The sequence below is a fragment of the Bradyrhizobium sp. 186 genome (assembly GCF_023101685.1).
Taxonomy (GTDB): domain Bacteria; phylum Pseudomonadota; class Alphaproteobacteria; order Rhizobiales; family Xanthobacteraceae; genus Bradyrhizobium.
Genome location: NZ_CP082164.1, coordinates 4,015,877 through 4,041,949 on the forward strand (window position 1 = coordinate 4,015,877; position 26,073 = coordinate 4,041,949).

The window sequence follows — 26,073 nt, forward strand, 5'->3', positions numbered from 1 at the left end:
GCTCTGGGTGGGAATATCGGATGGCTTTGAATTGGAGACAATCCATGCAAATATGACGTCTATGTCTACGATTTGGAAACAATCGCCGGGGCCGGCCCTTGGATAAGGTCGCCAGCCTGCGCGCCTTCGTGAAGGTGGTCGAAAGCGGCAGTTTTGCCGAGGCCGGTCGCCAATTGCGGCTCTCGCGCTCCGCGATCAGCAAATACATCGCCGACCTCGAGGAGAGCCTCGACGTGCAATTGCTGAACCGCACCACCCGGCACGCGAGCCCGACCGAGAGCGGCCAGCGATATTTCGAGCGCGCGGTCGTGATCCTCTCCGAGATCGAGGCAGCCGATCAGGCGGTGACGCAGCTCCAGTCGGCACCGCGCGGCCTGTTGCGCGTGAATGCGCCGATGTCGTTCGGCACCCTGCGGCTCGGGCCGGTGCTTGCCGATTTCATGGCGCGATATCCCGAGCTTCAGCTTCAGCTTGTGCTGAGCGACGATCTGCTCGATCCCGTCCAGGACGGCTTTGACGTGACGCTGCGAATCGCGGAGCTGGAATCTTCAAGCCTGATCGCGCGGAAGATCGTGCCAGTCGCGCGCATGATTTGCGCCTCGCCGGACTATCTTGCGCGTCACGGCACGCCGAAACATCCGCAGGATTTGCGCGAGCACGCATCGCTGACTTATGGCTTCCTGCTCACCGGCAATCAATGGAAGCTCACCGGTGCGGACGGCGATCACTGGATCCAGCCGGCCTGGTCGCTCTGCGTCAACAATGCCGAAGTGCTGCGCGATGTCGCGATCAAGGGCAGGGGGCTTGCACTGCTCCCCGAATTCATCGCCGCCGACGCCTTGAGGAAAGGCGAGCTGCGCGCCGTGCTCGAAGACTACTTTGCACCGCCGCTCGCGCTCTACGCGGTCTATCCGCCGACGCGGCATCTTTCGGTGAAGGTCAGACTCTTCATCGATTTCCTCGTTGAGCGTTTCAGCGCCGGCGACGACGCAGGCGCGCGCGGACGCTCCGCAGCTAGGTGACCGAACGCTGCTCGGCAGGCAGATGCAGGTCGTCCAGTGCGCTCATCGATGCCTGCCGAAGTGCGGCGAGTTCGCGGGCGGCACTCTGGCACTCGGCGGGGGACATCGAGGCCGTCGCCAGCTCCACTTCACGGCAGTGCTCGAACAGCCGGACCAGGCCGAGTGCGCTTGCAGCGCTGCCGAGCTGGTGCGCGGACCGCGCGAGCTGCGCGCGATCGCCGGCTGCCGCGGCCTTCACGATGTCTTCGATCAGTTTTTCGCCGGTCTCTTCCAGCAATTGGTGAAGCTTCGCGATTTGCGCGGCGCCCAGGAGTTCTTTCTGGTCGTCGAGAAAGTGCAGGTCGATCAATGCGCCAGCGGCGAGTTGCGTCGCGGCCGGTTCGTCCTGGGGATCGTCCTCGATTGCCTCGCGAAGCGCGTTGATCAGGATCGGCTTGCTGACGACCTTGGTGATCCCCGCGCCGGCGAGCCGTTCGCGAGCGCTGCGCGACACGTCGGCGGTCACCGCGATGATGCGGGGCATCCGCTGCAGGCCAAGCTCCCTGATCCGCGACGCGGCCTCGACGCCATCCATGTCGGGCATGTGCAGATCCATCAGGATGACGTCGAACGATTGATCCCGGGCAAGCTCCACGGCCGACGCACCGTTCCTTGCGATCATGGGGCGATGGCCGAGCCGGTTCAGGATCGCTTCGCCGACCTCGCAGTTGACGGGATCGTCATCCACCAGCAGCACGCGAAGCTGCCGCGATGGCGCCTGGACGGCACCCTGAGCGATTCCGCTCGCCGCGAGAGCGAGCGGGACGGTGAGCATGAACAAGCTGCCCGCGCCCGGCGTGCTTTCTACCGTCAGCTCGCCGCGCATCAGGCGCGTCAGGCGGCGCGCGATCGCAAGTCCGAGGCCGGTGCCGCCGAACCGCCGTGCGATGCTATCGTCGGCTTGCACGAAATCCTCAAAGATCCGCTCGTGCATGTCGGGCGCGATGCCGATGCCGGTGTCGCGAATCGTGATGCGAAGCAGGACATGATCGTCATGCCGCGCCGCCGTCGCGATCAAGCCGATCCCGCCGCGCGGGGTGAATTTGATCGCGTTACCGATCAGGTTGAGCAGGATGCGATTGAGCCGTACCGGGTCGCCGTGCACGGACGTGCTAACCGTCGCATCGCAGACGAGGTCGAAGATCAGTCCCTTGCCGAAAGCCTGGGGACGCATCAGGTCGGCGGCCGCCTCGATGAGCTGGTCGAGGCGGAAGTCGCGCGTCTCCAGCGTTTCGGTGCTGGCCTCCAAGCGTGCGTATTCGAGAATGGCATCGACCAGCGCGATCAGCGTTTCCCCCGATGCGGCCGCGGTGGCGAGGTGGCGGCGCTGGACCTCGCCGAGGCTGCCGTCGTCAAGCAGTTGCAGCACGCCCATGACGCCGTTGAGGGGCGTGCGCAACTCGTGGCTGACCACGGCAAGAAAGCGAGATTTGGTCTCGTTGGCCACGACAGCCGCGCTGCGCGCGCGCTCGGCGGCGTCATGCTCGGCAAGGGCCTGATCGCGGGTCTTTTCGAGTTCGGCGGTCCGCTCGGCAACCTTGCGCTCGAGGGTCGCATAGGAGTCGCGAAGATGTGCGGCCATCCGGTTGAACTGGTCGCCAAGCGCTTCCAGCTCGTCACCGGTCTTGATCGCGAGGCGCAGGCCGAGATCGCCGCTTTCGATTCGCCGCGCGCCTTGCGTCAACATCTGGATCGGCACGGTCATGCGCCGGCTGAGCAGGAGGGAGACCAGGACCGCGAAGGCGAGCAGGACGATCAGCAGAAACGTCGACCGTCCGATCGATGCGTAGATCGGGGCGTAGGCCTCGCTGAGCGGAAGCTCGACGAACACCACCCAGCCGAGCGAGGGGACGGTCGCATAGGTCGACAGCACGCGCTGACCCGACAAATCCTCCCTCACCAGCCCGCCTGCCGGCGGCGCCACGCCATCGAGCGCGGCGCGGACGTCCGGATGCCCGGAGAGATCGGTGCGGCGCAGCGCCGGCCACAAATCGGGATGCGCGATCAACAGCCCCATGCGGTCGACCGCGTAGGCCTTGCCGGTACTACCCACCCTGATGCCGGCGACGAGGTCCCAGATGAAACGCAGATTGACTTCGGCGACGATCACATTGGGATCGCGGCCGACGTTGCGCGCGGCGAGCGTCATGAACGGCTCGGTGTCGCCCAAGAAGTAGACCGGCCCGTAATAGGTCCGGCTTTCGTTCGCGCCGCGGAAGGCCATGGAGAGATCGGCTTTGCTGCCGATCCTGTCCGCGACGCGGCGCGATACGCGCACCTGCTCGCGGCCCTGCGAGTCGAGCTCGGCAATTTCCGCGATCGCAGGCGAGAGGCGCAGGAGGCGGATGGCGTTCAGGCGTTCGTCTTCATTGGTCGAAAGCTCCGCAGGCAGGCGCGCGAGCCATCTGATCTGGTTCTCGATCTGGCCGATAAACTGTCCGATCTGAATGGCTGCGGACGCAGCCTGCTCGCGCTGGGTTGCCGCGAGAAGCTGCTTCTGCTCGCGGTAAGAGAACCAGACGTCGAAGGCGGTGTTGATGGCAAGCGCGGCAAAGGCGAGTGCGACGATCGAGTAGAGATATTTGCGGAACAGCCGGCCGGGAGGCGTTCGCAAATGTCCCTGGTCGATCGCTTCGTTCACTCGCGGATCTCGTCGGCGCGCGCGAGCAGCGTGAACGGCAGCTTCAACCCGAGCGCCCCAGCGACCGTGCGGTTGATCAGGAGCTCGTATTTTCGCGGCGATTGCACCGGGAGATCGCCGGCCTTGGTGCCGCGCAGGATGAGGTCGACATAGTCGGCCGAGCGCACCTCCAACGTTGGCCCGTAGCTCATCAACCCGCCCGCATCGATGAAATAATGGAACGGATAGATCATGGGGACGCGATATTTGGCGGTTGCCGCGACGACCGCCTGCCGGTTGATCACCAGGAAGCTGTCGACCAGCGCGATCATCGCCGCCCTCGGCGCTTCGGAAAAGCGGCCTATCGCCGCGTCGATCTCAGCTGCCGCGTTGACGGGCGCGGGGACTACGGACACTCCGGACGCCGCCGCCTCTTGTTCGATGGAGTCGAGGAAGAAGCGCCCGGCGCGCGGCGTGGTCACCGGATTGAACAGGACGCCGACGCGCGCGAGATCCGGTACAACCTCCCGGACGAGCTGAAGCCATTTGCCGCCCATCTCGGCGGAGCTGTTGGTGAAGCCGGTGACGTTGCCGCCGGGATGCGCGAGGCTTTCGACGAAGCCATTGCCGACGGGATCGTTTGCAGTCGCGAAAACGATCGGGATCGTCCTGGTGGTCGCCATGACGGCGGCGGTTTCGACCGTCGAGCCGGTCAGGATGACGTCCGGTTTGAGGTCGATGATCTCCTGGATCGCGGCCTGGAGCTTGGCCGGTCCACCGAAAGTCGAACGGATCTCGAAGCGGATATTGACGCCTTCAACCCAGCCGCGCTGCCTCAAGCCTCCGATGAGCCCACCCAGGCGCGAGTTCATGTTGTCGGAGAAGTTCCTGCGGGTCAGTTCATCGTCGAGCGGCAATCCGGTCAGCGAGGCGACGATCCGGATACGATCCGGCGTTGCGCCGAGCGCAAGCCATCCTGCGGCCGTTGTGCCCGCGAGGCGAATGAAGTCGCGGCGATCGACCGCCACCGCAGCGGAAGGCCGTTCGGTCATGGAATTCGTTTCAATGGCTTGTCCCAAGCCGGATGCTTAGCGCGAAAGCCCGGCATCCACAATTGATGAAAAAAAGCGCGTGTGAATGTTCATTCGCAGCCTTGCAAGTCGCAATATGCGGCCGCGCTAGCGCCGCAGCGTGAATTCGTTAGCTCCCCGCCGATATTCCCACTTCGCCTGCTCGAGCTCCGGCTGGTCGCATTCGGCCTCGGGATAACCGATGCAGAGATAGGCGATGAATTTCCAGGACTGCGGGACGTCGAGAGTGTCGTGGATACGATCCGGATTGAGGATCGATACCCAGCCGAGCCCGATGCCGTCGGCGCGCGCGGCGAGCCACATCGCGGTGATCGCGGCGACCACGGAATATTCCGTTGTCTCCGGCATGGTCGCGCGGCCGAGGCCGTGACCGATATCGCTCGCCTTGTCGGCGAAGACGGCGAGGTGGCTAGGGGCCTGTTCGAGGCCCGAGAGCTTTAGCGCGGCATAGCGCGCGGCACGCTCGCCGGCATAGGCATTTAGCGCATCGGCGTTGCACGCCTTGAAATCCTCGATGACGGCGCGGCGCCGTGCAGCATCATCGACGGTGACGAAGCGCCAGGGCTGGCTGAGGCCGACCGAGGGCGACAGGCAAGCCGTCTCGATCAGCCGCGCGATGGCGCCGTCCGGCAGCGGATCGGTGCGAAAGCGACGCACGTCGCGGCGCCACACGAACAGCTCGCGCAATTGCCGGCGAAAAATGTCGTCGAACTCGACCATGAGGTCATAGCCCCATCTGGAAGGCCGCGGCCACCAGGAGGATCAGGATCTCGCCGGTCTGCTCGAACGCGCCGAGGATGTCGCCGGTCTGCCCGCCGATCTGGCGGATGGCAAGCCGGGCCAGAACCAGCCCGGCGAGCGACAGCAGGATCAGGCCGACCAACGCCTTGCCCGGCCCAAGCGCTAGGGCAAGACAGAGCGTCCCGAGAGCGAAGGCGATGGCCACGCTTGGTCCCGGCGGCGATCCGGCGCTCGCCGACAGCCCGTCGGGCCGCGCCGGCGGCACAAGCGACATGAAGGCCGGCACGCCCGCGCGGGCCGCGGCATGCGCAGAGCACAGCGCAAGCGCGACTGCCCATGGATTGGCGATCGCGGCGAGCGCGCTCCAGCGCAAGCCGAACGACAGGATCAGCGCGCAGACGCCATAGGTGCCGATCCGGCTGTCGCGCATGATCTCAAGCTTGCGCTCGCGCGTTCGCCCGCCCCCGAGCCCGTCGGCGGTATCGGCAAGCCCGTCCTCGTGCAGTGCGCCGGTAACGAGGGCGGTTGTGGCCAGAGCGAGCAGGGCGGACGGACCCGGCGGCAATCCCAGCTTGCTCGCGATCGCATAGGCCGCAGCGCCTGCGAGGCCGACCACCAGTCCGGCGACAGGAAGCGCCCAGGTCGCGCGCGCGATTGCGCCAGCAGCGCTGGGCTTTGACGATGTCACCGGCAGGATCGTGACGAATGACGCCGCGATTCTGAGATCGGCAATGACGTCTTTCACAAGTTCGGCGCCAGGCATCATTTCAGCTTCATCGGTAGGCCCGCGACGACGAACTCGACCTCGTCGGCAACAGCCGCAATGGTCTGGTTCATGATTCCGGCGGCGTCGCGAAAGGTGCGCGCCAGCGCGTTGTCCGGAACGATACCGAGACCGACCTCATTGGTGACGAGGACGACCGGACTGTTCAGGCGAGGCAGAGCGCCGGCGAGTTCTTTAACTTCGCGCTCCCAATCGCGTTCCGCGTGTAGCAGGTTGGAGAGCCACAGCGTCAGGCAGTCGACGAGCCGGGCTCCGCCGCCATCGGTGGCGAGCAGCGCCTGCACGAGATCGAGCGGCACCTCGCGCTCGATCCAGTCGGTTCCGCGCCGCGCACGGTGCGTTGCGATGCGCGCCTCCATTTCCGAATCGAGCGCCTCGGCCGTCGCGACATAGACGGGCCGCCCGGGAAAGGCGCGCGCACGCGTTTCCGCACGCCTGCTCTTGCCCGATCGCGCTCCGCCCGTGATCAAGATGACGGCCATAAAAGTCTCCTGCCGGCCAGCACTAATCACCAAACGCAGCCAAAGACAAAGCCGAAATCCGCCGCCGAGGGGCTTGCGCTCGGCCTGAGCTTTGCGCAACAGGGGCAGGCGGGACAGGAGACGTGCGTGGGCTTTGCGGGCGCAATGGTGGTGGCGATGGCGGTGGATGCCCTGTTGGGCTGGCCATCCCCGCTGTTCGCGTGGATCGGCCACCCCGTGACCTGGCTCGGCCGGCTGATCGCGGTCGTCGATGCCGCCTGGAATCGCTCGTCCGATCCGCCGGCGGTTCGCCGCGCAGCGGGCGTTGCCGGTGCGTTCGTTGTGATCGCACTGGCGGCCGCGCTTGGCTGGGTGCTTCAGTCCATGCTCGCGCTGGGATGGATTCAAGTCGTGCTGGTCGGCCTCCTGGCCTGGCCTCTGGTCGCGTTGCGCTCGTTACATGACCATGTCGCCGCCGTCGCGAACCCCTTGCAGGCCGGCGACATCGCCGGCGCGCGCGTGGCTGTCTCGCGCATTGTCGGTCGCGATCCCGCGGTGCTCGACGAAGCCGGCATCGCGCGTGCGGCGATCGAGAGCCTCGCGGAAAACGCCTCCGACGGTGTCGTGGCGCCCGTGTTCTGGGGCGCGCTGTTCGGTCTGCCCGGCATCTTCGGCTACAAGGCGATCAACACGCTGGACTCCATGATTGGCCATCGCACCGAACGCCACGAGGCCTTCGGCTGGGCGGCTGCGCGCATCGACGATGTCGCCAATTTCATTCCGGCGCGGCTGACCGGTTTTCTGTTCGTGCTGCTCGCGCCGCGGCGGTCGCAGGCTTTGTCGTGCATGACGCGGCATGCGCGCCGCCACCGCTCGATCAACGCCGGCTGGCCGGAAGCGGCGATGGCCGGCGCGCTCGGCGTGCGGCTCAGCGGTCCGCGCATCTATCACGGCAGCGTCACGAATGAGCCCTGGCTGAACGAAGGCGCGCGCGATCCGCTCGCCGCCGATATCACTCAAGGGTTGACGATCTACCGCCGCGCCATGCTGCTGCTCGCCGGTCTGCTTGCGATCCTGGCTTTCGCGTGAAAGAACAGGGCATGCGTGAGCACGGCGGAAATCTCGATCAGGCCCAGCAGCGTTTTGGCGGATGCGGGGAGGACTGGATCGATCTCTCGACGGGGATCAACCGGCTGCCTTATCCGGTGGGCGAGATCGACTCGCACTCCTGGAGTGCTTTGCCGTCACGATCCGAGATCGAAACCTTGCATCAGGCGGCCCAGCACGCCTATGGCACGAGCGCACCGGTCGTCGCGATCGGCGGCGCGCAAGCTGCCATTCAGCTTCTGCCGCGTCTCGCGCCGCCCGGCCGGGCGCGCATCCTGGCGCCAACGTACAACGAATATGCCGCAGTCCTATCGGACGCCGGTTGGGACGTCGAAGACGTCAGGGACCTTGATGCGCTGGCAGGCGCGGACCTTGCTATCGTCGTCAATCCCAACAATCCTGACGGCCGGTGTCATGAACCTGAGGACTTGCTCGCGCTGCAGTCGCGCGTCGGCCGCCTCGTGATCGACGAGAGTTTTGCCGACGCCGTTCCGCATCTGTCGCTCGCTTCGGAAGCGGAGCGGCCGGAGCTGTTGATCCTGCGTTCCTTTGGAAAGTTCTACGGGCTCGCCGGCCTGCGACTCGGCTTTGCGCTCGGCAATGCAACCGACATCGCCACGCTCGCGGCGATGTCCGGCCCATGGCCGATATCGGGAGCGGCGATCGCGATCGGTTGCCGCGCTTTGCTTGACGACGCCTGGGCCACGGCAACATCAGCACGTCTCGCGCGCGACGGTGTTCGGCTCGACGCCATGGTGCAATCGCAGGGCTGGAGACTGGTTGGGGGAACGCCGCTGTTTCGTCTCTACGAGACCGGCGACGCGTTAGACGCGCAGGAAAAACTGGCGCGCAGCCAGATCTGGTCGCGCGTCTTCACGAAGAAGCCGACATGGCTGCGCCTGGGACTGCCAGGCATCGAGTCCGAATGGACGCGCCTCGCCGAGGTTCTTGTACGCTGAGCGCTCAGCGCGCAAGCGCGAGCAGGCCTTCGACGTTGAGATGGGTCTCGATGTGATCGGCGAGCGCATCGAGCGCGCTCTCGACCCTGGCGTGATACGGCTCGTTGCCTGCGGGAATATTGAGCTTTGCGAGAAACGCTCTGCGAAAATCGTCCGAAGTGAAGAGGCCGTGCAGATAGCTACCCTGCACGCGCCCGTCGGTTGAGATGGCGCCTTCCGGAGCGCCGTCGAGCCTCGCGAAGGGGCGGGCGCGATCCGGCCCGTCGGTGCGGCCGATGTGGATTTCGTAGGCCTGGATCGGTTGATCCGTAGCCGCGTGCACGGCCGAGACGCGCGTCAGGGTCTTCTGTGCGTTCATCACTGTCGTGACATCCAGAAGCCCGAGGCCCAGCGTTTCGCCCGCGGGTCCCTCGATTCCATCAGGGTCGGCGACGCTGCGTCCGAGCATCTGATAGCCGCCACAGAGGCCGAGCACATGGCCGCCTCTACGATGATGCGCCAGCAGATCGATGTCCCAGCCTTGTGCGCGCAGGAAGGCGAGGTCGCCGCGCGTCGATTTGGAGCCGGGGATGATGACGAGACGCACATCGCCGGGAATCGCCTCGCCTGGACGCACCATCACCAGATCGACACCAGGCTCAAGCTTGAGCGGGTCGAGATCGTCGAAATTGGCGATCCGCGACAGCGCAAGGCAGGCGATCTTGCATTGGCCCGGCTTGCGCGCGTCGCTTAGGCCCAGCGCATCCTCGGCCGGCAGCTCGCCGGCGCGTGCGAACCAGGGCAGCACGCCAAGGCCGCGCCAGGCTGTTTTCTGCTCGATCAGCCGGTAGCCGTCGGCGAACAGCGTGGGATCACCGCGGAACTTGTTGATGACAAAACCCCGGATCATCGTGGCGTCATCCGGGTCGATCACCGTCTTGATGCCGACGAGCTGGGCGATGACGCCGCCGCGATCGATGTCACCGACGAGCACGACGGGGACATCGGCCTTGCGGGCAAAGCCCATATTGGCGATGTCGGCCTTGCGCAGATTGACCTCGGCGGGACTGCCGGCGCCTTCGACCAGCACGAGGTCGGCGCGCGCCTTCAGCCGCTCGAAACTCTCCAGCACCGCGCTCATCAACGATGGTTTCATCGCCGCATACTCGCGCGCACGCACGGTCGCGATGCGCTTTCCCTGCACCACGACCTGTGCGCCGACATCGGTCTCGGGCTTCAAGAGCACCGGGTTCATGTCGGTGTGCGGCTCGACGCCCGCGGCAAGTGCCTGCAACGCCTGCGCACGTCCGATCTCGCCGCCGTCGGCGGTCACGGCCGCATTGTTCGACATGTTTTGCGGCTTGAAAGGGAGCACGCGCAGGCCGCGCCGCGTAAAGGCGCGCGCAAGGCCGGCGACGATGAGCGATTTGCCCACGTCCGAGCCCGCTCCCTGGATCATCAATGCGCGTGCCATCGCGAGATTGTCTCAGAACTCTACGCCGGCCTGCGCCTTGATGCCGGAGCGGAAGGGGTGCTTGACCAATGTCATCTCGGTGACGAGGTCGGCGATCTCGATCAGCTCGTCCTTGGCGTTGCGTCCGGTGAGCACGACATGCGTCATCGGCGGCTTGTGCGTCGTCAGGAAATCGACGACCTCGGCGACGTCGAGATAGTCGTAGCGTAGCGCGATGTTGATCTCGTCGAGCACGACCATGCGCAAGTTCGGATCGAGGATCAGCTCCTTGGCCTTCTCCCAGCCGGCGCGCGCGGCTGCGATGTCGCGGGCGCGGTCCTGCGTCTCCCAGGTAAAGCCTTCGCCCATCGCGTGGAACTGGCAGAGATCTCCGAAATGGCCGGTGAGCAGGCGCCGCTCGCCGGTATCCCAAGTGCCCTTGATGAACTGCACCACCGCGCAGGGCAAGCCATGGGCGACGCAGCGGACGATCATGCCGAAGGCGGAGGACGACTTGCCCTTGCCGGCGCCGGTGTGGACGATGATGAGGCCCTTTTCGCCGCTCTTGGTCGCCATGATCTTGTCGCGGGCGACCTTCTTCTTCGCCATTTTCGCGGCATGCCGGGTGTCGGTTTCCTCGGCCGTTTGGGGATCCGGTTCAGGCGTCATCGGACGGGTCCTTCGGCTTGACAAGTGGCGGTCGGGGGCAAATGGTGGGCCGACGTTGGTTCCTGTCCTATGACAGGCGAAGAGGGAATGCGATAGGGTCCGAATCGGCAAGATTTGGGTCCAAAATGCAGCCGCCCCCGCGACCGTGACCGGAGAGATGCCCGAAGCCACTGACCCCTGCGGGGATCGGGAAGGCGGGGATCGAAGGGCAAAACCCTGCTCCGCAAGCCGGGAGACCTGCCAGCGCGGACGATTTGGACCGGCGGACGGGGTGTTCCGCGACGGGGAAGCGGACCTTCGCAAGTCAGGGTTCGTGCGCCTCATCGCCTCCCGTTGTTTATCCTGGAAGGGCGATGACCGTCACACTTCATGTCTGCATCACCTGCCGTGCCGGCCAGACGCTCGCGGAGGGCGAGGTCGCGCCCGGCGCGCGGCTGCATGGCGCGATCCTCGACGCCGGCGTGCCTGAGGGCGTCACCGTTGTTCCCGTCGAATGCCTGTCGGCGTGCAGCCAGGGCTGCTCCGTTGCGCTGAGCGCGCCCGGCCGCTGGTCCTATGTCTATGGCCGCCTGTCGGAGGCCCATGCGGGCGACGTGATCGCTGGTGCTGCGGCCTACGCCGGCGCGCCCGACGGCATCGTGCCCTGGCGCAGCCGCCCGGAGATATTCCGCAAGCAATCGCTTGCCCGCATTCCCCCCATTGCCGTCGTGCCGGAGGCCGCCGAATGAATTCGCTCGCAAAAGTCCCGGTCACGGTCGTCACCGGTTTCCTGGGGTCCGGCAAGACGACGCTGATCCAGCATCTCCTCGCCAACGCCAACGGCAAGAAGCTCGCGGTGCTCGTCAACGAGTTCGGCAGCGAGGGCGTCGATGGCGAGATCCTGAAGTCCTGCGCCGATGCCAATTGCCCGGAAGAAAACATCGTCGAGCTCGCCAATGGCTGCATCTGCTGCACCGTCGCGGATGATTTCATTCCGACCATGGAGAAGTTGCTGTCGCGGCCCGTGAGGCCCGACCACATCCTGATCGAGACCTCGGGTCTGGCGCTGCCAAAGCCGCTGCTCAAGGCATTTGATTGGCCCGAAATCCGCTCGCGCATTACGGTCGACGGCGTGATCGCGCTCGCCGATGCCGAGGCTGTGGCCGCCGGCCGCTTCGCGCCGGACCCGGACGCGGTCGAAGCGCAGCGGGCAGCGGACAAAAATCTCGATCACGAGACGCCGTTGTCGGAAGTGTTCGAGGATCAGATCGCCTGCGCCGACATCGTGCTCCTGACCAAGGCCGATCTTGCCGGCGCGGCGGGGCTCGAAGCGGCAAAGGCTGCCATCACCGCCGAGATGCCGCGGCGCGTACCGATGCTGCCGGTCACCGACGGCGCGATCGACGCGCGCCTCATTCTGGGCCTGGGTGCTGCCGCGGAGAATGATCTCGCCGCGCGTCCCTCGCATCATGACGGCGAGGAGGATCACGAGCATGACGACTTTGCCTCCGTGGTGATTGATCTTCCGGAAGTTGCGGATGTCGACGCGCTGGTCGCATCGGTCCAGCGTCTCGCACGCGAGCAGAACGTGCTGCGCGCCAAGGGTTATATCGCGGTGGCCGGCAAGCCGATGCGCCTGCTGCTCCAGGCGGTCGGCGAGCGGGTGCGGCACCAATTCGACAAGCCCTGGGGCGTCGGCGCGCGGCAATCAAAGCTCGTCGTGATCGGCGAGCACGGCGATATCGACGAGGCCGCGATCAAGGCGGGACTTGGGATCTCAGGACTTGGTATCTGATGCACGTCGTCTTCCGCGAGAGCCGCGGTCTCGAGGAGACCGCGACGCCAAGGGACATCGGCCAGGATCCGGCCGATCTCGTGGTGCTCTCGTTCTCAGATTCTGATTTGGCGGCCTTCGCGGCCGGCTGGCGGCGCGGCCGCGACTGCCTGCCCTCGCTGCGGCTGGCGAACCTTGCGGAACTGCGTCATCCGCTCTCGGTCGATACCTATATCGAGCGCACCCTTTCGCAGGCGCGCGGCATTCTGGTGCGCCTGATCGGCGGCGAGTCCTACTGGGCCTACGGGCTCGCGGCCCTCCATCAACTGGCGAAGGACCGTAACATCGTGCTGGCTGTGCTGCCGGCAGATGGTCGTGACGACACGCGGTTAGACGCGTACTCGACCTTGCCGGTCTCGACGCTGCGGCGGCTCAAGGTGCTCTGCGACACCGGCGGCCCGGTCGCGGCCCAAGCCGCGATCGCGCAGCTCGCGCTGGCCTCAGGGCTCTATGCCGGGCCGGTCGTCGGCGAGATGACGGTTCCGGAGATGGGTTTTTACGATCCCGCACGCGGTGTGGTCGCAGCGCCCGCGGCGAGCGAGGGGAAGCCAAGCGCGCTTGTGACCTTCTATCGCTCGTATCTCACTGCTGCCGATACCGGTCCGGTCGACGCCTTGATCGCAGCGCTGCGCGGGAGGGGCTTCGATGCTTACGGCGTGTTCGTCACGTCGCTGAAGGCCGCCGGCGTCACGGATTGGCTGCAAGCTTATCTTGAGCAAACGCCTCCCGCCGTGATCGTCAATGCAACGGCGTTCTCCGCGATCGGCGACGACGGCGCGACGCCGTTCGATGCCGTTCAGTGCCCCGTGTTTCAGGTCGCGCTCTCGACCGCACGGCGCGAGGACTGGACGGAGTCGCTGCGCGGCCTTTCGCCCGGCGATCTCGCGATGCATGTGGTGCTGCCGGAGGTCGACGGCCGCCTGTTCGCGGGCGTGGTGAGCTTCAAATCGGCCGCCGAGCGTGATCCCGATCTGCAATTCTCGCATCTTGCTCATCGCCCGGATGAAGAGCGCGTGAAGGCCGTCGCTGCGCGCGTTGCGGCGTGGCGGCGGCTCGCGGAGAAGCCAGCCGGTGAAAAGCGGCTGGCGATTGTGCTCTCGAACTATCCGGGACGCCCGCACCAGATCGCGCATGCGGTTGGTCTCGATGCGCTGGCCTCGGTCGAAGCACTGCTGTCTGACTGCGCTGAAGCCGGTTTCGATGTTGCGCCGGTCCATGCGCTCGGCGAGACGATGCTGAAGCAGCAATTGACCTGGAGCGTCGCCGATTATCGCGCGGCGCTGTCGCGTCTTCCACAAGCGTTGCAGGACGATCTCGCGCAAGCCTGGGGCACGCCGGAGGATGATCCGAATTACCGCGACGGCGCGTTCCAGTTCGCTGCGATCCGATGTGGCAAGTCGCTCGTGGCCGTCCAGCCTGAGCGCGGCGACACGGCCATGCGCGATGCCGACTATCACGATCTCGCCCGCACGCCGCGCCACGCTTACGTGGCCTTCTATCTCTGGCTCCGAGGGCAGGGCATCGACGCCGTCGTCCACATGGGCGCGCATGGCACGCTGGAATGGCTGCCCGGAAAATCCGTGGCGCTGTCATCGAGCTGCTGGCCGGAAGCGCTGACTGGCGAGTTGCCGGTGATCTATCCCTTCATCGTCAACGATCCCGGCGAGGCCGCGCAGGCCAAGCGGCGGACCTCTGCCGTCACGATCGGCCATCTGCCGCCGCCACTTGCAGCCTCCGCCGTGCCTGAAGGCTTGCGCCGGCTCGAACAGCTCCTCGACGAATATTCGACCGCCGACGGCCTCGATCCCGCACGTCGCCTGCGCCTGATCGCCGCGATCCGCGACGAGGCGCGCGTAGCGGGGTTGGAGGGCGATCTCGGCCTCGATGCATCGGCCGCGCCGGTTGAAGCCATCCCGCGGATCGATCGCTTCGTCTGCGACCTCAAGGAAAGCCAGTTCGGCGACGGCCTGCACGTGTTCGGCCGCGGCGCCTGCGGCGAGGCGGAGCGCGACGCTCTGCGTGCCGCGCTCGCGGGCCGGCGCGTCGCGCCAGGGCCGTCAGGTTCGCCCTATCGCGGGCGCCGTGATGTGCTGCCCACGGGACGCAATCTCTTTGCGGTCGATCCGCGCGCCGTGCCGACGCCATCGGCGCATGCGCAGGGAATCGAGCTCGCGGAAGAGTTGTTGCGCCGCCACTTGCAGGATCACGGCGACTGGCCGAAAGGCCTCGTGATCGACCTCTGGGGCTCGGCGACCATGCGCACCGCAGGCGAAGAGTTTGCCATGGCGCTGCATCTGGCCGGCCTCGCGCCGCGCTGGGATCACGCCTCGGGGCGTGTGACCGGTTACGACATCGTCGCGCCGGCCGAACTCGGCCGCCCCCGCATCGACGTTACGCTGCGCGTGTCGGGCCTGTTCCGTGATGTCTTCTCCGGCCTTGCGCAATTGTTCGAGGCGGCGGCCGAGGCGCTATCGACGCGCGAGGATGAGGGCGACGAGAATCCGTACCGTCATCGCGCGTCCCGGGTGTTCGCGCCGCGTCCCGGACAATACGGCGTTGGCCTGTCGGCGATCCCGGATGCCTTCACACCCGATACGCGCGAAGCGGCCGGCGAAGCCTGGCTGTCGGCATCGTCCTGGGCATTCTCCGCCGACGGCGCGATCAAGCCCGATCGTGCCGGCATCGAATCGCGGCTCGCATCTGCCGACGCTTTCGTCCATGTCCAGGATTTGCCTGAAACGGATCTGCTGCTCGCCGCCGACTACGCCGCGCATGAGGCCGGCGTCGCGGCTGCTGCGGCACATCTCGGCGCAGCCGCACCGTCGCTCTATCATCTCGATGCGACGCGGCCGGACCAGCCGCATGCGCGAACGCTGACGGAAGAGATTTCGCGTGTCGTTCGCGCGCGCGCGGCCAATCCTGACTGGATCGCCGGCATGATGCGCCACGGGTTTCGTGGGGCCGCCGAGATCACCGCGACGCTCGAGCACATGGCCGCCTTCGCCCATCTGGCCGGCGCCGTCCCGCCGCATCTCTTTGATCTCTACTACGATGCGACGCTGGGCAATGACGACGTCCGCGCCTTCATGGGACGCGATAATCCGGCGGCGCTCGCCGCGATGGAAATCTGCTTCACACGACTGCATGAGGCCTCTCTCTGGCAAACCCGCCGCAATTCGATTGCCGCTCGGCTCCGGGAGGCGTCATGAGTGCAATTGCGGTCAAGGGCTGGTGTCCCGGCGCGCTGCGGCCGATGCAATCGGGCGATGGGCTCGTCGTCCGGGTGCGTCCTTTCGGCGGGCGTCTTGAAGCAACCCAGGTTGCCGGACTTGCTGAGCTGGCTGAACGCTTCGGCAACGGCCTCCTTGATGTGACGAGCCGCGCGAATCTCCAGATCAGGGGTGTCGACGAACAGGGCCATCGGCTCTTGCTCGACGGACTTGCGCATCTGGGGCTGCTTGACCACGACGCTGATACCGAAGCCCGGCGCAACATCCTGGTGACGCCGTTCTGGATCGGCGGCGACGAAACCCAGTCACTTGCCGCGGAGCTCGAAGAAGCGCTTGCTGATAGCGCGCTGGCGCTTCCGACCAAATTCGGCTTCGCCATCGATGACGGAAAGTCGCGCGTGCTGGCCGGCGATTCCGCTGACGTACGCATTGAGCGCGATCGCGGAGGCCGGCTTCTGGTGCGGGCTGATGGCGCGAGGCTCGGCCGCTCCGTCGCACGCGGAGAGGCGGTGAGCGCGGCGCTCGCGCTCGCAAACTGGTTCATCGTCTCCGGAGGAGCCAAGGGCGGGCGAGGGCGCATGGCGGCCCACATTGCGGCTGGCGCGGCATTGCCTGAGAGCTTGCGCGCTGAGACCGAGCCTGCCCCGGTGATGGCCGCGTTGCGGCCCGGGCATTACCCGCAGGGGGCAATGGTTGGCGTCGCGTTCGGACAGATGCTGCACTCGACGCTCCATCAATTCGCGGGTTGCGGACATGCGCTGCGCATGACGCCATGGCGGATGGTTCTGAGCGAGGGCAAGCGGGAGATGCCGAGGGTGGCAGGCCTCATCACGGAGCCTTACGATCCCGCGTTGCGCGTCATCGCCTGTAGCGGCGCCCCGCGCTGCCGCGAGGCGCATGCCGACGCGCGGGCGCTGGCGGCAGCACTTGCGCCGCGCATCACCGCCGATACGCGGCTGCACGTTTCCGGTTGCGCCAAGGGCTGTGCTCGTTCCGGGGCGTCTGCGGTGACGTTGGTCGCGACCAGCGGCGGCTTCGATCTCGTCCGCGACGGCTCGACGCGCGATGAGCCGGTGTTGCGCGGCCTGAACGGCGCCGACATCGTCAGCGATCCCTCTATCCTTGTGGGAGGGCACTGATGCCGCACGTCTACGAGACCGATGGCGCCGCGATCTACCGGCAGTCCTTCGCGACCATCCGGGCCGAAGCTGATCTGTCGCGCTTCACGCCCGACGAGGAGCAGGTCGTGGTCCGGATGATCCATGCCGCCGGCCTGGTGGGCCTGGAGGCGCATATCCGCTTCACGCCCGGCATGGCGACCGCTGCGCGCGACGCACTGCAGAGAGGCGCGCCGATCCTGTGTGATGCACGCATGGTCTCGGAGGGAATTACGCGCGCGCGGTTGCCGTCCGGCAACGCCGTCATCTGTACGCTCGGCGACGCGGCCGTTCCTGCGCTTGCGCAATCCATGCGCAACACGCGCTCGGCCGCAGCGCTGGAGTTGTGGCGGCCGCATCTCGACGGCGCAATCGTTGCGATCGGCAACGCGCCGACCGCGCTGTTTCATCTCCTCAACATGCTTGAGGACGGCAACTGCCCGCGGCCGGCGGCGGTGATCGGTTGCCCCGTCGGCTTTGTCGGTGCCGCCGAATCCAAGGCCGCGCTGATGGCCGATCCGCCGGTGCCGGCGCTGACGGTCGAGGGACGTCTCGGCGGCTCCGCGATCACCGTTGCCGCCGTCAACGCGCTGGCGAGCCGGAGCGAATAGCGATGGGACGCATCATCTGCTGCGGTCTCGGCCCCGGTGATCCCGACCTGATGAGCGTGCGCGCGGACCGGACGGTGCGTGGCGCAAAGCACGTCGCTTATTTCCGCAAGAAGGGCAGGCCGGGCCAGGCGCGCCGCATCGTCGAAGGCATGCTCGCAGGCGACGTCACCGAATATCCGATGGAATATCCGGTCACCACGGAGATCGCCTTCGACAGTCCCGACTATGTCCGCCTGCTCGCCGGCTTCTACGACGAGTGGGCGGAGCGCCTGGCACGGCTGGCGCGCGCGGTTGATGTCATCGTGCTCTGCGAGGGCGATCCCTATTTCTACGGCTCCTTCATGCATCTGCACGCGCGCCTGCAAGGCCGCGTCGAACTCGAGGTGATCGCCGGCATTCCCGGCATGGCCGGCTGCTGGAATGCGGTCGGGCAGCCGATCGCGCTTGGCGACGACGTCACGACGGTGTTGATGGGCACGTTGGACGAGAAACAACTCGAACGGCGCATGCGCGATTCCGATGCGCTCGTCATCATGAAGACCGGCCGCAATCTTGAGAAAGTGCGCCGCGCGCTCGCTGCCGCCGGAAGGCTAGACGATGCCTGGCTGGTCGAGCGCGGCACCATGCCGGGCGAGCGTGTGGTGCGGCTCGCAGATATCGATGCCGCCGAGTGTCCCTATTTCGCGATCGTGCTCGTGCACGGCAAGGGCCGGCATCTGGACGCCGCCGAATGACGGGCACGCTGACCATCGCAGGCCTTGGGCCGGGCAGCGACACACTGGTGACGCCTGAGGTCTCTGCCGCACTCGCGGCTGCGACCGACATTCTGGGTTATGCGCCCTATGTCGCGCGCGTGCCGCCGCGGGTGGGGCTTAACCTCCGTCCGTCCGACAACCGCGAGGAGTTGCAGCGCGCTAGCGAAGCCTTGCGGCTTGCCGCCGAAGGCGGGCAAGTTGTCGTCGTGTCCTCGGGGGACCCCGGCGTGTTCGCGATGGCGTCCGCCGTGTTCGAGGCGCTCGAACAGGCGCCGCAATGGCGGGAGCTTCCGATCCGTGTGCTACCCGGCATTACCGCGATGCTGGCTGCTGCCGCGCGCGCCGGTGCGCCGCTCGGCCATGATTTCTGCGCGATCAATCTCTCGGACAATCTCAAGCCGTGGGCGGTGATCGAGAAGCGCCTGCGGCTGGCGGCGGAAGCCGATTTTGCCATCGCGATGTACAATCCGCGCTCGACAAGCCGGCCGGAGGGATTTGGCCGCGCGCTTGCCGTGCTGAAAGAAGCCGGCTGCGGCGAACGCCTCGTGATCTTTGCGCGCGCGGTGAGCGCGCCCGACGAGCGGATCGAAACGGTGACACTGAACGACGCGCGGCCCGAGATGGCCGATATGCGCACGCTCGTGATCGTCGGCAACTCGCAGACGCGCCGCGTTGGCCGCTGGGTCTATGCGCCGAGGCAGATCCGATGACCGAGCCATTGCATGATTCCGGCTACGCTTTCGATCCGCTGTCGCTCGGGCAGTTCCGGCCGCGAGATCATGATCACGGGCAGGCCCAGCGCACGGGCGGCGTCGATCTTGGCGCGCGCGCCATCGCCGCCGGAATTGCGGGCGACGATCCACGCGATGCCTCGCGCGCGCATCATCTCCAACTCGCGATCAAGCGTGAACGGTCCGCGCGACACGATTACGTCAGCCGCGAAGGGCAGGGGCGCTTCCGGTGGATCGACGAATCTCAGCGTGTAGGTGTGCTGCGGCCTGGTCGCGAATGGCGCAATGTGCTGGCGCCCGATAGCGAGGAAGACGCGCGCCGGGGATTCGGGAAGAGCAGCGACCGCAGCGTTGACGTCAGCGACCTCGATCCAGTTGTCGACGGGCGACTTGTCCCAAGGCGCTCGCTCCAGTGCAATCAGTGGCGTCCCGGTTTCCGCGCAAGCCGCAACCGCGTTGCGGCTTATCTCGGCGGCAAAGGGATGCGTCGCATCGATCACATGCGTGATGGCTTCGCGATGAATGTAGTCGGCAAGCCCGACCACGCCGCCGAAGCCGCCAATCCGGGTCGGCAGCGGCTGATCGGCGGGCGCACGGGTGCGGCCGCCATAGGAATAGACGGCCGCGATGCCCGCGCGCGCGATTGCCGCCGCGAGCAGGCTCGCATCGGCTGTTCCGCCCAGAATGAGGGCGCGCGTCATGGCTGATCCCTGGCTGACTATCATCGGCATCGGCGAAGATGGACTCGCAGGGCTGTCGGAAGCAAGCCGAAAGGCGCTTGCCAATGCAGAAACGATATTCGGCGGCGAGCGTCATCTCGTGCTGGCGGGCGTGACCAGTCGCGGCCGCGCGTGGCCGGTGCCATTCGATGCAGATGCCGTGCTGAGCTGCCGCGGCCGGCCGACCGCGGTGCTCGCCTCCGGCGATCCGTTTTGGTATGGCGTCGGCGCAAGCCTGGCCGAGAAGCTCGATGCCGGCGAGTGGATTGCGCATTCCGCGCCGTCGACCTTCTCGCTTGCCGCCGCGCGGCTGGGCTGGCGGCTCGAATCCGTCGTGTGCGTGGGTCTTCACGCCGCGCCATTCGAGCGCCTTGTGCCGCATCTCGCGCATGGCGCGCGGATCATTTGTCTGGTGCGCGATGGCAAGGCTGCCGGCGATCTCGCGAGATGGCTGACCGAGCGCAGATGGGGCGCCTCGGCATTCTGGACTCTCGCCGCGCTTGGCGGGCCACATGAAAGCGTCGGTGAGTGTCGCGCTGAGAGCTATACGCGCGCTTCCGCCGGAAAGCTGGTCGCGGTGGCGCTGGAGGCGAAGGGGGCGCACGGTTTGTCTCGCAGCTCGGGCCTGCCGGACGATCTCTTCGCTCACGACGGCCAGATCACCAAGCGGCCGGTGCGCGCGTTGGCGCTCTCGACACTGGCGCCCTCTCCCGGCAAGAGGCTATGGGACATCGGCGCGGGTTCAGGCTCGATTTCGGTGGAGTGGGCATTGTGCGGCGGGACGGCGATCGCCGTCGAGGCGCGCGAGGATCGCGCCGCCAACATCCGCAGCAATGCTGCCGAGTTCGGATTAGCGCATCGGATCACCGTCATCGCAGGGAAAGCGCCCGAATCTCTCGCGAGGCTGGAAGCGCCGGATGCCGTCTTCATCGGCGGCGGCCTCGACATTGCGATGTTCGATGCGGTCTGGTCGCGCATCGCGCCGGGTACGCGGCTGGTTGCGCATGCGGTGACGCTGGAAACGGAAGCGGTGCTCGGCGAGCTGCATCAGCGCCACGGCGGCGAGCTGATGCGGGTCGAGATCTCCCATGCCGGTCCGCTCGGCCGCTATCGGTCCTGGGAGGCGGCGCGGCCGGTGGTGCAGTGGAGTACAGTCCGATGAAGGTCGCCGGGCTCGGGTTCAAGCGCGATGTCACCTTAGCGTCGTTGCGCGAGGCGCTTCTGGCGGCTGGCGGTCCCGCAGGCCTCGCGGCGGTGGCAACGGTCAGCGACAAGGCCGACGCCGAGGCGCTGAAACTTCTGGCGCGCGAATGCGGCGTGCCGATCAAGGCTGTTCCGCACGATGTGCTCGCAGGCATCACGACGCCGACCCGGTCAGAGCTCATCGTCGAAAAGTTCGGCACAGGATCTGTTGCCGAAGCTGCTGCACTTGCGGCGGCCGGTCCTCGCGCCCGGTTGATTGCGACGCGGACGGTCTCGCAGGATCGGACCGCGACTGCGGCGATCGCGGAAGGAGACGACGCATGACGGTGCACTTCATCGGTGCAGGGCCGGGGGCTCCCGATTTGCTCACGTTGCGCGGCCGCGATCTGATCGCCGCCTGTCCGGTCTGCCTCTATGCCGGCTCGCTCGTGCCGGAAGGCGTGTTGGCGCATTGCCCGCCCGGCGCGCGGATCGTCAACACCGCGCCGCTGTCGCTCGACGAGATCGTTGCCGAGATTGCCGCTGCGCATGCGGTAGGTAAAGACGTCGCGCGGCTGCATTCCGGCGATCTCTCGATCTGGTCGGCGATGGGTGAGCAACTGCGCCGCCTGCGCGCGCTCGGCATTCCTTGCACCGTGACGCCGGGCGTGCCGGCCTTCTCGGCCGCCGCCGCGGCACTCGAAGCCGAGCTGACACTGCCCGGCCTCGCACAGACCGTGGTGCTGACGCGCACGCCGGGCCGCGCCAGCGCGATGCCGGAAGGCGAGAAGCTCGGTGCATTTGCTGCGACCGGTGCGGTGCTCGCCATCCACCTGTCGATCCATCTGCTCGACAAGGTCGTTGCGGAGCTCACGCCGCATTACGGCGCGGACTGTCCAGTCGCCATCGTCTGGCGCGCGAGCTGGCCGGATCAGCGCATCGTCCGCGCGACGCTTGCAACTCTCGATGCTGCGGTTGGTGCCGAGCTCGAACGTACCGCTCTCATCCTGGTCGGCAAGACGCTGGGCGCGGCGGATTTTTCCGAGAGCCGCCTCTACGCCGCCGACTACGATCGCCGCTATCGGCCGGTTGGCCCCGAGCCGCGCTTTCCGGAGGCGTCGTGATGGCCGCAAGCCTCGTCATCTCCGCGCCGGCCTCCGGCGTCGGCAAGACGACGCTGACGCTGGCGCTCGCGCGCGCATGGCGTAATCGCGGACTGAAGGTGCAATGCTTCAAGAGCGGGCCTGACTATATCGATCCCGCCTTCCACGCCGCTGCCACAGGGCGCGCCTCCGTCAACGTCGACAGCTGGGCGATGGACCGCGCGACGATCGTGCATCTCGTCGGCCGCGGCACCGATGCCGATGTCGTGCTCGCCGAAGGCTCGATGGGCCTGTTCGACGGCGTCGCCGCGCGCGGCGTCTGTGGTACCGGTGCCACCGCCGACATTGCGGAGATGCTGGGCTGGCCGGTGCTGCTGGTGATCGATCCCTCCGGGCAGGCGCAGACAGCTGCGGCCATTGCCGCCGGCCTTCGCGACTATCGCGCCGGCCTGCGTCTTGCCGGCGTCGTGCTCAACCGCGTCGCAAGCCCGCGCCACGAAGATCTGGTGCGGCGGGCGCTCGCGGACGCAGGCATTGCCGTGTTCGGCGCGCTGCCACGTCATGCCGAGATCAGCCTGCCGAAGCGGCATCTCGGCCTGGTGCAGGCCGAGGAGCAGGCCGAGATCGGCGGCCTGATCGACGAGGCCGCGCGCTTCGTCGCCGAGCATGTCGATCTCGATGCCGTGCTGCGATCGGCCGCGGCCTGGTCGCCGGAGCCTGCGGTGAAGGGCCTGAACGTGACGCCGCCCGGGCAGCGCATCGCGCTCGCCCGTGATGCCGCGTTCTCATTCGTCTACCCGCACATGCTGGAAGCCTGGCGTGCAGCCGGCGCCGAAATCCTGCCGTTCTCACCGCTCGCCGACGAAACGCCCGACGCGAGCGCCGACGTCTGCTGGCTGCCCGGCGGCTATCCCGAGCTTCACGCAGGGAAGATTGCCGCCAATGCGCACTTTCGTGGCGGCCTACGCGCCTTCGCCGAAACGCGCCCGGTGCACGGCGAGTGCGGAGGTTATATGGTGCTGGGTGCAGGCCTCACCGATGCCGACGGCATACACCATGAGATGACGGGTCTGCTCGGCCTGGAGACGAGCTTTGCCAAACGCCGCATGCATCTGGGCTACCGTCTGGCCGAACTCGCCGCGCCGATGCCGGGACATCAGGCCGGTGCGCGCCTGCGCGGCCACGAGTTTCACTATTCGACCATCGTCGCGCAGCCGGATACGCCGCTAGCGGTCGTGCACGACGCGACCGGTGCGGTCATCGCCGAGACCGGCTCGCGGCGCGGCCAAGCCACCGGCACGTTCTTCCATCTGATCGCGGAGGACCGGTGAGCGGTTTTGTCACTTTCATCTCCGCCGGTCCCGGCGACCCCGAGCTTCTCACGCTCAAAGGCGCGGCACGCCTGCGCCAGGCCGACGTCGTGCTTTATGATGACCTCGCATCCGGCGCGATCCTGGATCTGGCACGGCCCGGCGCCAATCTCGTCGCGGTGGGGAAAAGGGCCGGGCGGCCCTCGACCAAGCAGCACCATGTCAACCGCCTGCTGGTCGACTATGCCGCGACCGGGTTGCGCGTCGTGCGCCTGAAGTCGGGCGATGCAGGCATTTTCGGGCGGCTCGAGGAGGAACTCGAGACGCTCCGCGACGCCGGCATCGGCTACGAGATCATTCCCGGCGTCACCTCGGCTTGCGTTGCGGCCGCGCAAGCTGGCATTCCCCTGACCCGGCGCCACACCTCACGCCGGGTGCAATTCGTAACCGGGGCCGATGTCACCGGCGAACTGCCGCAGAACCTGAATTGGGCGGCACTGGCCGATCCGGAGGCGACGACCGTGGTCTATATGGGCCGGCGGACCTTTCCGGCGCTTGCCGCAAAATTGATCGGGCACGGGCTCGCCCCAAGCACGCCGGCGCTGTTCGCCGAATCCCTCGGGCGTTCCGACGAGCGGCTGGTCCGCACCACCATCGCCGAACTGGCCGAGCAGCTTGCGCGGGGTGGCGCGGCCTCCACGGCGGCTGTCATCCTGTTCGGCGCGCTCGCGGGAGAATATCCGTCATGATGCCCTCGGCCGCCCGTCGCCCCTTGACGCCCGGCTTGCGAAAGGGGCACACAGGAGACGCATGGTGCTCGACGTGGCGCAAAGCGCCGGAGCATAATCGGGAATGGGGATGGGCGGACCCAGTTGCGGCGCCCCAAACCCCAGCCGCCCCCGCGACTGTAAGCGGTGAGGGACTCCGATCCGCCACTGGGCCGCAAGGTTCGGGAAGGCCGGAGAACCCCAGTGAACCGCGAGCCAGGAGACCGGCCGTGCGTGTTTTGACGTCAAGGCCGTCGGGTGTGACGGCAGGAAGGATTTGAGCCATGCATGTCGAACCCGGAGTCGTGACGGGCGCCAAGCTCGTGTTGAGTTATGCAACGGGCATCGCCGCAGGCGGCGTTGCCCTTAAACTAGCGGTCGAGACGATGCGCGAGCAAGGCATCGGTTCGTTCGCGGCGCGGACGCTCGCCACCACGGGCCTTGTGTTCACCTTCTTCGAGATCCTGCCGCACTACCCGGTCGGGGTGTCCGAAGTGCACTTCATCCTCGGCTCGACCTTGTTCCTGCTGTTCGGCGCAGCACCGGCGGCCTTCGGCCTCGCGCTCGGCCTGCTGCTCCAGGGCGTGTTCTTCGTGCCGACCGATCTGCCGCAATATGGCATGAACGTCACCACGATCCTGGTGCCGCTGTTCGCGATCCAGGCGATCGCCACGCGGATCATTCCGCGCAACACCGCCTATGTCGATCTGCAATATCGCCAGGCGCTGGCGCTCTCGACCACGTATCAGTCCGGCGTCATCGCCTGGGTGGCGTTCTGGGCGCTCTATGGTTCCGGCTTTGGTGCGGCCAACCTCGCCAACATCGCAACCTTCGCAGCGTCCTATGCGCTCGTTATCGTGATCGAGCCGCTGGCTGATCTCGCGGTACTGGCGCTGGCGAAGTCGTTGCGTGGGGTTACCGCGCCCGGCCTCGTCACCCCGCGTTTGCACAACGCGGCCTAGAGACAAGCGAATGGGCGGCCGTTGCGGCCGCCCTTCGCAGGTAAGATGCTCACGCTCTCCCTGATAGGCATCGGTTGCGGCGATCCCGAGCAGCTCACGCGCGCCGCGATCCGTGCCATCAACGCTGCCGATCTCGTCCTGATCCCGCGCAAGGGGACTGCGAAATCCGATCTCGCCGATCTGCGACGGACGATCTGCGCGGACGTGCTCACCAGCGACAAGACAGGCATCGTCGAGTTCGATCTTCCGGTGCGCGACGCGGGCGAGGCAGATTACCGCAAGGGCGTGGACGATTGGCATGATGCAGTCGCCGCGACCTGGTCGCAAACGATCGCGAACCATCTCGGGCGCGAGGGCAAGGTCGCGCTGCTGATCTGGGGCGATCCCTCGCTCTACGACTCCTCGCTGCGCATTGCGCGTCGGCTCGATCCGTTGCCGAAGATCGAAGTCATCCCCGGCATCACATCGATCCAGGCGCTCTGTGCGGCACACGCGCTGCCGCTCAACGATATCGGCGAGCCGTTCCTGGTCACGACCGGGCGGCGCTTGCGCGAGGGCGGTTGGCCGCAAGGCACCGACACCGTGGTCGTGATGCTCGACGGCGAAACCGCATTCCAGTCGCTCGATCCGGCGGGGCTGCACATCTGGTGGGGCGCCTATCTCGGCATGCCTGATCAGATCGTCATGTCCGGCGCGCTTGCCGAGGTCGGCCCGCACATTGTCGCCGTGCGGCAGGAAGCGCGCGAGCGGCACGGCTGGATCATGGACAGCTACATTCTCAAGCGCAGGCCGTGAGGCAAGCGAGGCA

25 protein-coding genes and 2 riboswitches are annotated in these 26,073 nt (G+C 66.8%); of the genes, 17 read left to right on the forward strand and 8 right to left on the reverse strand.

The window, feature by feature from the left end; genetic code table 11:
• The first annotated feature begins 98 nt into the window (after positions 1 to 98).
• Positions 99 to 1,022 (forward strand): LysR family transcriptional regulator, encoded by a 924-nt coding sequence (locus IVB18_RS19150; RefSeq protein WP_247990550.1) that lies wholly within the window; start codon positions 99 to 101, stop codon positions 1,020 to 1,022.
• Here the strand turns inward: IVB18_RS19150 and IVB18_RS19155 are convergent.
• The 5 genes from IVB18_RS19155 to cobU all read right to left on the reverse strand — a co-directional run bounded on the left by IVB18_RS19155 (position 1,015) and on the right by cobU (position 6,779).
• On the reverse strand, positions 1,015 to 3,702 hold the full coding sequence (locus tag IVB18_RS19155) for a hybrid sensor histidine kinase/response regulator (RefSeq protein WP_247990551.1): 2,688 nt from the start codon (positions 3,700 to 3,702) through the stop codon (positions 1,015 to 1,017). The two genes, IVB18_RS19150 and IVB18_RS19155, sit on opposite strands and share 8 nt — an antisense overlap.
• The gene (locus IVB18_RS19160) at positions 3,699 to 4,733 is read right to left on the reverse strand and encodes an ABC transporter substrate-binding protein (protein WP_247990552.1); all 1,035 of its coding nucleotides are present in this window, start codon (positions 4,731 to 4,733) and stop codon (positions 3,699 to 3,701) included. Before IVB18_RS19160 ends, IVB18_RS19155 begins: the two co-directional genes overlap by 4 nt.
• Positions 4,734 to 4,859: 126 nt before the next feature.
• On the reverse strand, positions 4,860 to 5,492 hold the full coding sequence (bluB, locus tag IVB18_RS19165) for a 5,6-dimethylbenzimidazole synthase (protein ID WP_247990553.1): 633 nt from the start codon (positions 5,490 to 5,492) through the stop codon (positions 4,860 to 4,862).
• Positions 5,493 to 5,496: 4 nt separating this feature from the next.
• Complete coding sequence (gene cobS, locus IVB18_RS19170; RefSeq protein ID WP_247990554.1) at positions 5,497 to 6,279, reverse strand: adenosylcobinamide-GDP ribazoletransferase; 783 nt, start codon at positions 6,277 to 6,279, stop codon at positions 5,497 to 5,499.
• On the reverse strand, positions 6,276 to 6,779 hold the full coding sequence (gene cobU, locus IVB18_RS19175) for a bifunctional adenosylcobinamide kinase/adenosylcobinamide-phosphate guanylyltransferase (protein ID WP_247990555.1): 504 nt from the start codon (positions 6,777 to 6,779) through the stop codon (positions 6,276 to 6,278). Before cobU ends, cobS begins: the two co-directional genes overlap by 4 nt.
• 126 nt (positions 6,780 to 6,905) lie before the next feature.
• Here cobU and cbiB point away from each other — a divergent pair, with 126 nt between their 5' ends.
• Together cbiB and cobD are read left to right on the forward strand one after the other, a co-directional pair.
• Entirely contained in the window at positions 6,906 to 7,847 is a 942-nt protein-coding gene (cbiB, locus tag IVB18_RS19180) for an adenosylcobinamide-phosphate synthase CbiB (protein ID WP_247990556.1), read from the forward strand.
• Positions 7,848 to 7,858: 11 nt separating this feature from the next.
• Positions 7,859 to 8,824 (forward strand): threonine-phosphate decarboxylase CobD, encoded by a 966-nt coding sequence (cobD, locus tag IVB18_RS19185; RefSeq protein WP_247990557.1) that lies wholly within the window; start codon positions 7,859 to 7,861, stop codon positions 8,822 to 8,824.
• A gap of 4 nt (positions 8,825 to 8,828) precedes the next feature.
• Here the strand turns inward: cobD and IVB18_RS19190 are convergent, their stop codons facing one another.
• On the reverse strand, positions 8,829 to 10,277 hold the full coding sequence (locus tag IVB18_RS19190; RefSeq protein ID WP_247990558.1) for a cobyric acid synthase: 1,449 nt from the start codon (positions 10,275 to 10,277) through the stop codon (positions 8,829 to 8,831).
• 12 nt (positions 10,278 to 10,289) lie between these two features.
• On the reverse strand, positions 10,290 to 10,925 hold the full coding sequence (gene cobO, locus IVB18_RS19195; RefSeq protein WP_247990559.1) for a cob(I)yrinic acid a,c-diamide adenosyltransferase: 636 nt from the start codon (positions 10,923 to 10,925) through the stop codon (positions 10,290 to 10,292).
• 39 nt (positions 10,926 to 10,964) lie between these two features.
• Positions 10,965 to 11,185, forward strand: a riboswitch (cobalamin riboswitch).
• A 93-nt stretch (positions 11,186 to 11,278) separates the two neighbouring features.
• Here cobO and IVB18_RS19200 point away from each other — a divergent pair.
• From IVB18_RS19200 to cobJ, 7 genes are read left to right on the forward strand one after another with little or no spacing between them, the layout of a single operon-like run.
• Positions 11,279 to 11,653, forward strand: a complete 375-nt coding sequence (locus tag IVB18_RS19200) for a DUF1636 domain-containing protein (RefSeq protein ID WP_247990560.1) — start codon at positions 11,279 to 11,281, stop codon at positions 11,651 to 11,653.
• Complete coding sequence (cobW, locus tag IVB18_RS19205; protein WP_247990561.1) at positions 11,650 to 12,699, forward strand: cobalamin biosynthesis protein CobW; 1,050 nt, start codon at positions 11,650 to 11,652, stop codon at positions 12,697 to 12,699. Before IVB18_RS19200 ends, cobW begins: the two co-directional genes overlap by 4 nt.
• The gene (gene cobN / locus IVB18_RS19210; protein ID WP_247990562.1) at positions 12,699 to 15,947 is read left to right on the forward strand and encodes a cobaltochelatase subunit CobN; all 3,249 of its coding nucleotides are present in this window, start codon (positions 12,699 to 12,701) and stop codon (positions 15,945 to 15,947) included. The genes cobW and cobN overlap by 1 nt, the downstream gene beginning before the upstream one ends.
• Positions 15,944 to 17,107, forward strand: a complete 1,164-nt coding sequence (gene cobG, locus IVB18_RS19215; RefSeq protein ID WP_247990563.1) for a precorrin-3B synthase — start codon at positions 15,944 to 15,946, stop codon at positions 17,105 to 17,107. The genes cobN and cobG overlap by 4 nt, the downstream gene beginning before the upstream one ends.
• On the forward strand, positions 17,107 to 17,736 hold the full coding sequence (locus IVB18_RS19220; RefSeq protein ID WP_247990564.1) for a precorrin-8X methylmutase: 630 nt from the start codon (positions 17,107 to 17,109) through the stop codon (positions 17,734 to 17,736). Before cobG ends, IVB18_RS19220 begins: the two co-directional genes overlap by 1 nt.
• A gap of 2 nt (positions 17,737 to 17,738) precedes the next feature.
• Positions 17,739 to 18,470, forward strand: a complete 732-nt coding sequence (locus IVB18_RS19225) for a precorrin-2 C(20)-methyltransferase (RefSeq protein WP_247990565.1) — start codon at positions 17,739 to 17,741, stop codon at positions 18,468 to 18,470.
• Positions 18,467 to 19,201: a precorrin-3B C(17)-methyltransferase gene (cobJ, locus tag IVB18_RS19230; protein ID WP_247990566.1), complete on the forward strand. Its 735-nt coding sequence runs from the start codon at positions 18,467 to 18,469 to the stop codon at positions 19,199 to 19,201. The genes IVB18_RS19225 and cobJ overlap by 4 nt, the downstream gene beginning before the upstream one ends.
• Here cobJ and IVB18_RS19235 read toward each other — a convergent pair.
• Entirely contained in the window at positions 19,177 to 19,923 is a 747-nt protein-coding gene (locus IVB18_RS19235) for a cobalt-precorrin-6A reductase (RefSeq protein WP_247990567.1), read from the reverse strand. The two genes, cobJ and IVB18_RS19235, sit on opposite strands and share 25 nt — an antisense overlap.
• Here IVB18_RS19235 and cbiE point away from each other — a divergent pair.
• From cbiE to cobF, 7 genes are all read left to right on the forward strand, one after another.
• Positions 19,922 to 21,103: a precorrin-6y C5,15-methyltransferase (decarboxylating) subunit CbiE gene (cbiE, locus tag IVB18_RS19240; RefSeq protein ID WP_247990568.1), complete on the forward strand. Its 1,182-nt coding sequence runs from the start codon at positions 19,922 to 19,924 to the stop codon at positions 21,101 to 21,103. The two genes, IVB18_RS19235 and cbiE, sit on opposite strands and share 2 nt — an antisense overlap.
• Positions 21,100 to 21,468, forward strand: coding sequence for a cobalamin biosynthesis protein (locus tag IVB18_RS19245; RefSeq protein ID WP_247990569.1), 369 nt, complete (start codon positions 21,100 to 21,102; stop codon positions 21,466 to 21,468). The genes cbiE and IVB18_RS19245 overlap by 4 nt, the downstream gene beginning before the upstream one ends.
• Positions 21,465 to 22,247: a precorrin-4 C(11)-methyltransferase gene (cobM, locus tag IVB18_RS19250; protein ID WP_247990570.1), complete on the forward strand. Its 783-nt coding sequence runs from the start codon at positions 21,465 to 21,467 to the stop codon at positions 22,245 to 22,247. Before IVB18_RS19245 ends, cobM begins: the two co-directional genes overlap by 4 nt.
• Positions 22,247 to 23,557 carry a cobyrinate a,c-diamide synthase gene (locus IVB18_RS19255; protein WP_247990571.1) on the forward strand — a complete coding sequence of 437 codons (1,311 nt, stop codon included), beginning with the start codon at positions 22,247 to 22,249 and terminating at the stop codon, positions 23,555 to 23,557. Before cobM ends, IVB18_RS19255 begins: the two co-directional genes overlap by 1 nt.
• The gene (cobA, locus tag IVB18_RS19260) at positions 23,554 to 24,285 is read left to right on the forward strand and encodes a uroporphyrinogen-III C-methyltransferase (RefSeq protein ID WP_247990572.1); all 732 of its coding nucleotides are present in this window, start codon (positions 23,554 to 23,556) and stop codon (positions 24,283 to 24,285) included. The genes IVB18_RS19255 and cobA overlap by 4 nt, the downstream gene beginning before the upstream one ends.
• Before the next feature lie 45 nt (positions 24,286 to 24,330).
• Positions 24,331 to 24,551, forward strand: a riboswitch (cobalamin riboswitch).
• 36 nt (positions 24,552 to 24,587) lie between these two features.
• Positions 24,588 to 25,265: an energy-coupling factor ABC transporter permease gene (locus IVB18_RS19265; RefSeq protein WP_247990573.1), complete on the forward strand. Its 678-nt coding sequence runs from the start codon at positions 24,588 to 24,590 to the stop codon at positions 25,263 to 25,265.
• Positions 25,266 to 25,310: 45 nt separating this feature from the next.
• Positions 25,311 to 26,060, forward strand: coding sequence for a precorrin-6A synthase (deacetylating) (cobF, locus tag IVB18_RS19270; protein WP_247990574.1), 750 nt, complete (start codon positions 25,311 to 25,313; stop codon positions 26,058 to 26,060).
• Positions 26,061 to 26,073: the final 13 nt, after the last annotated feature.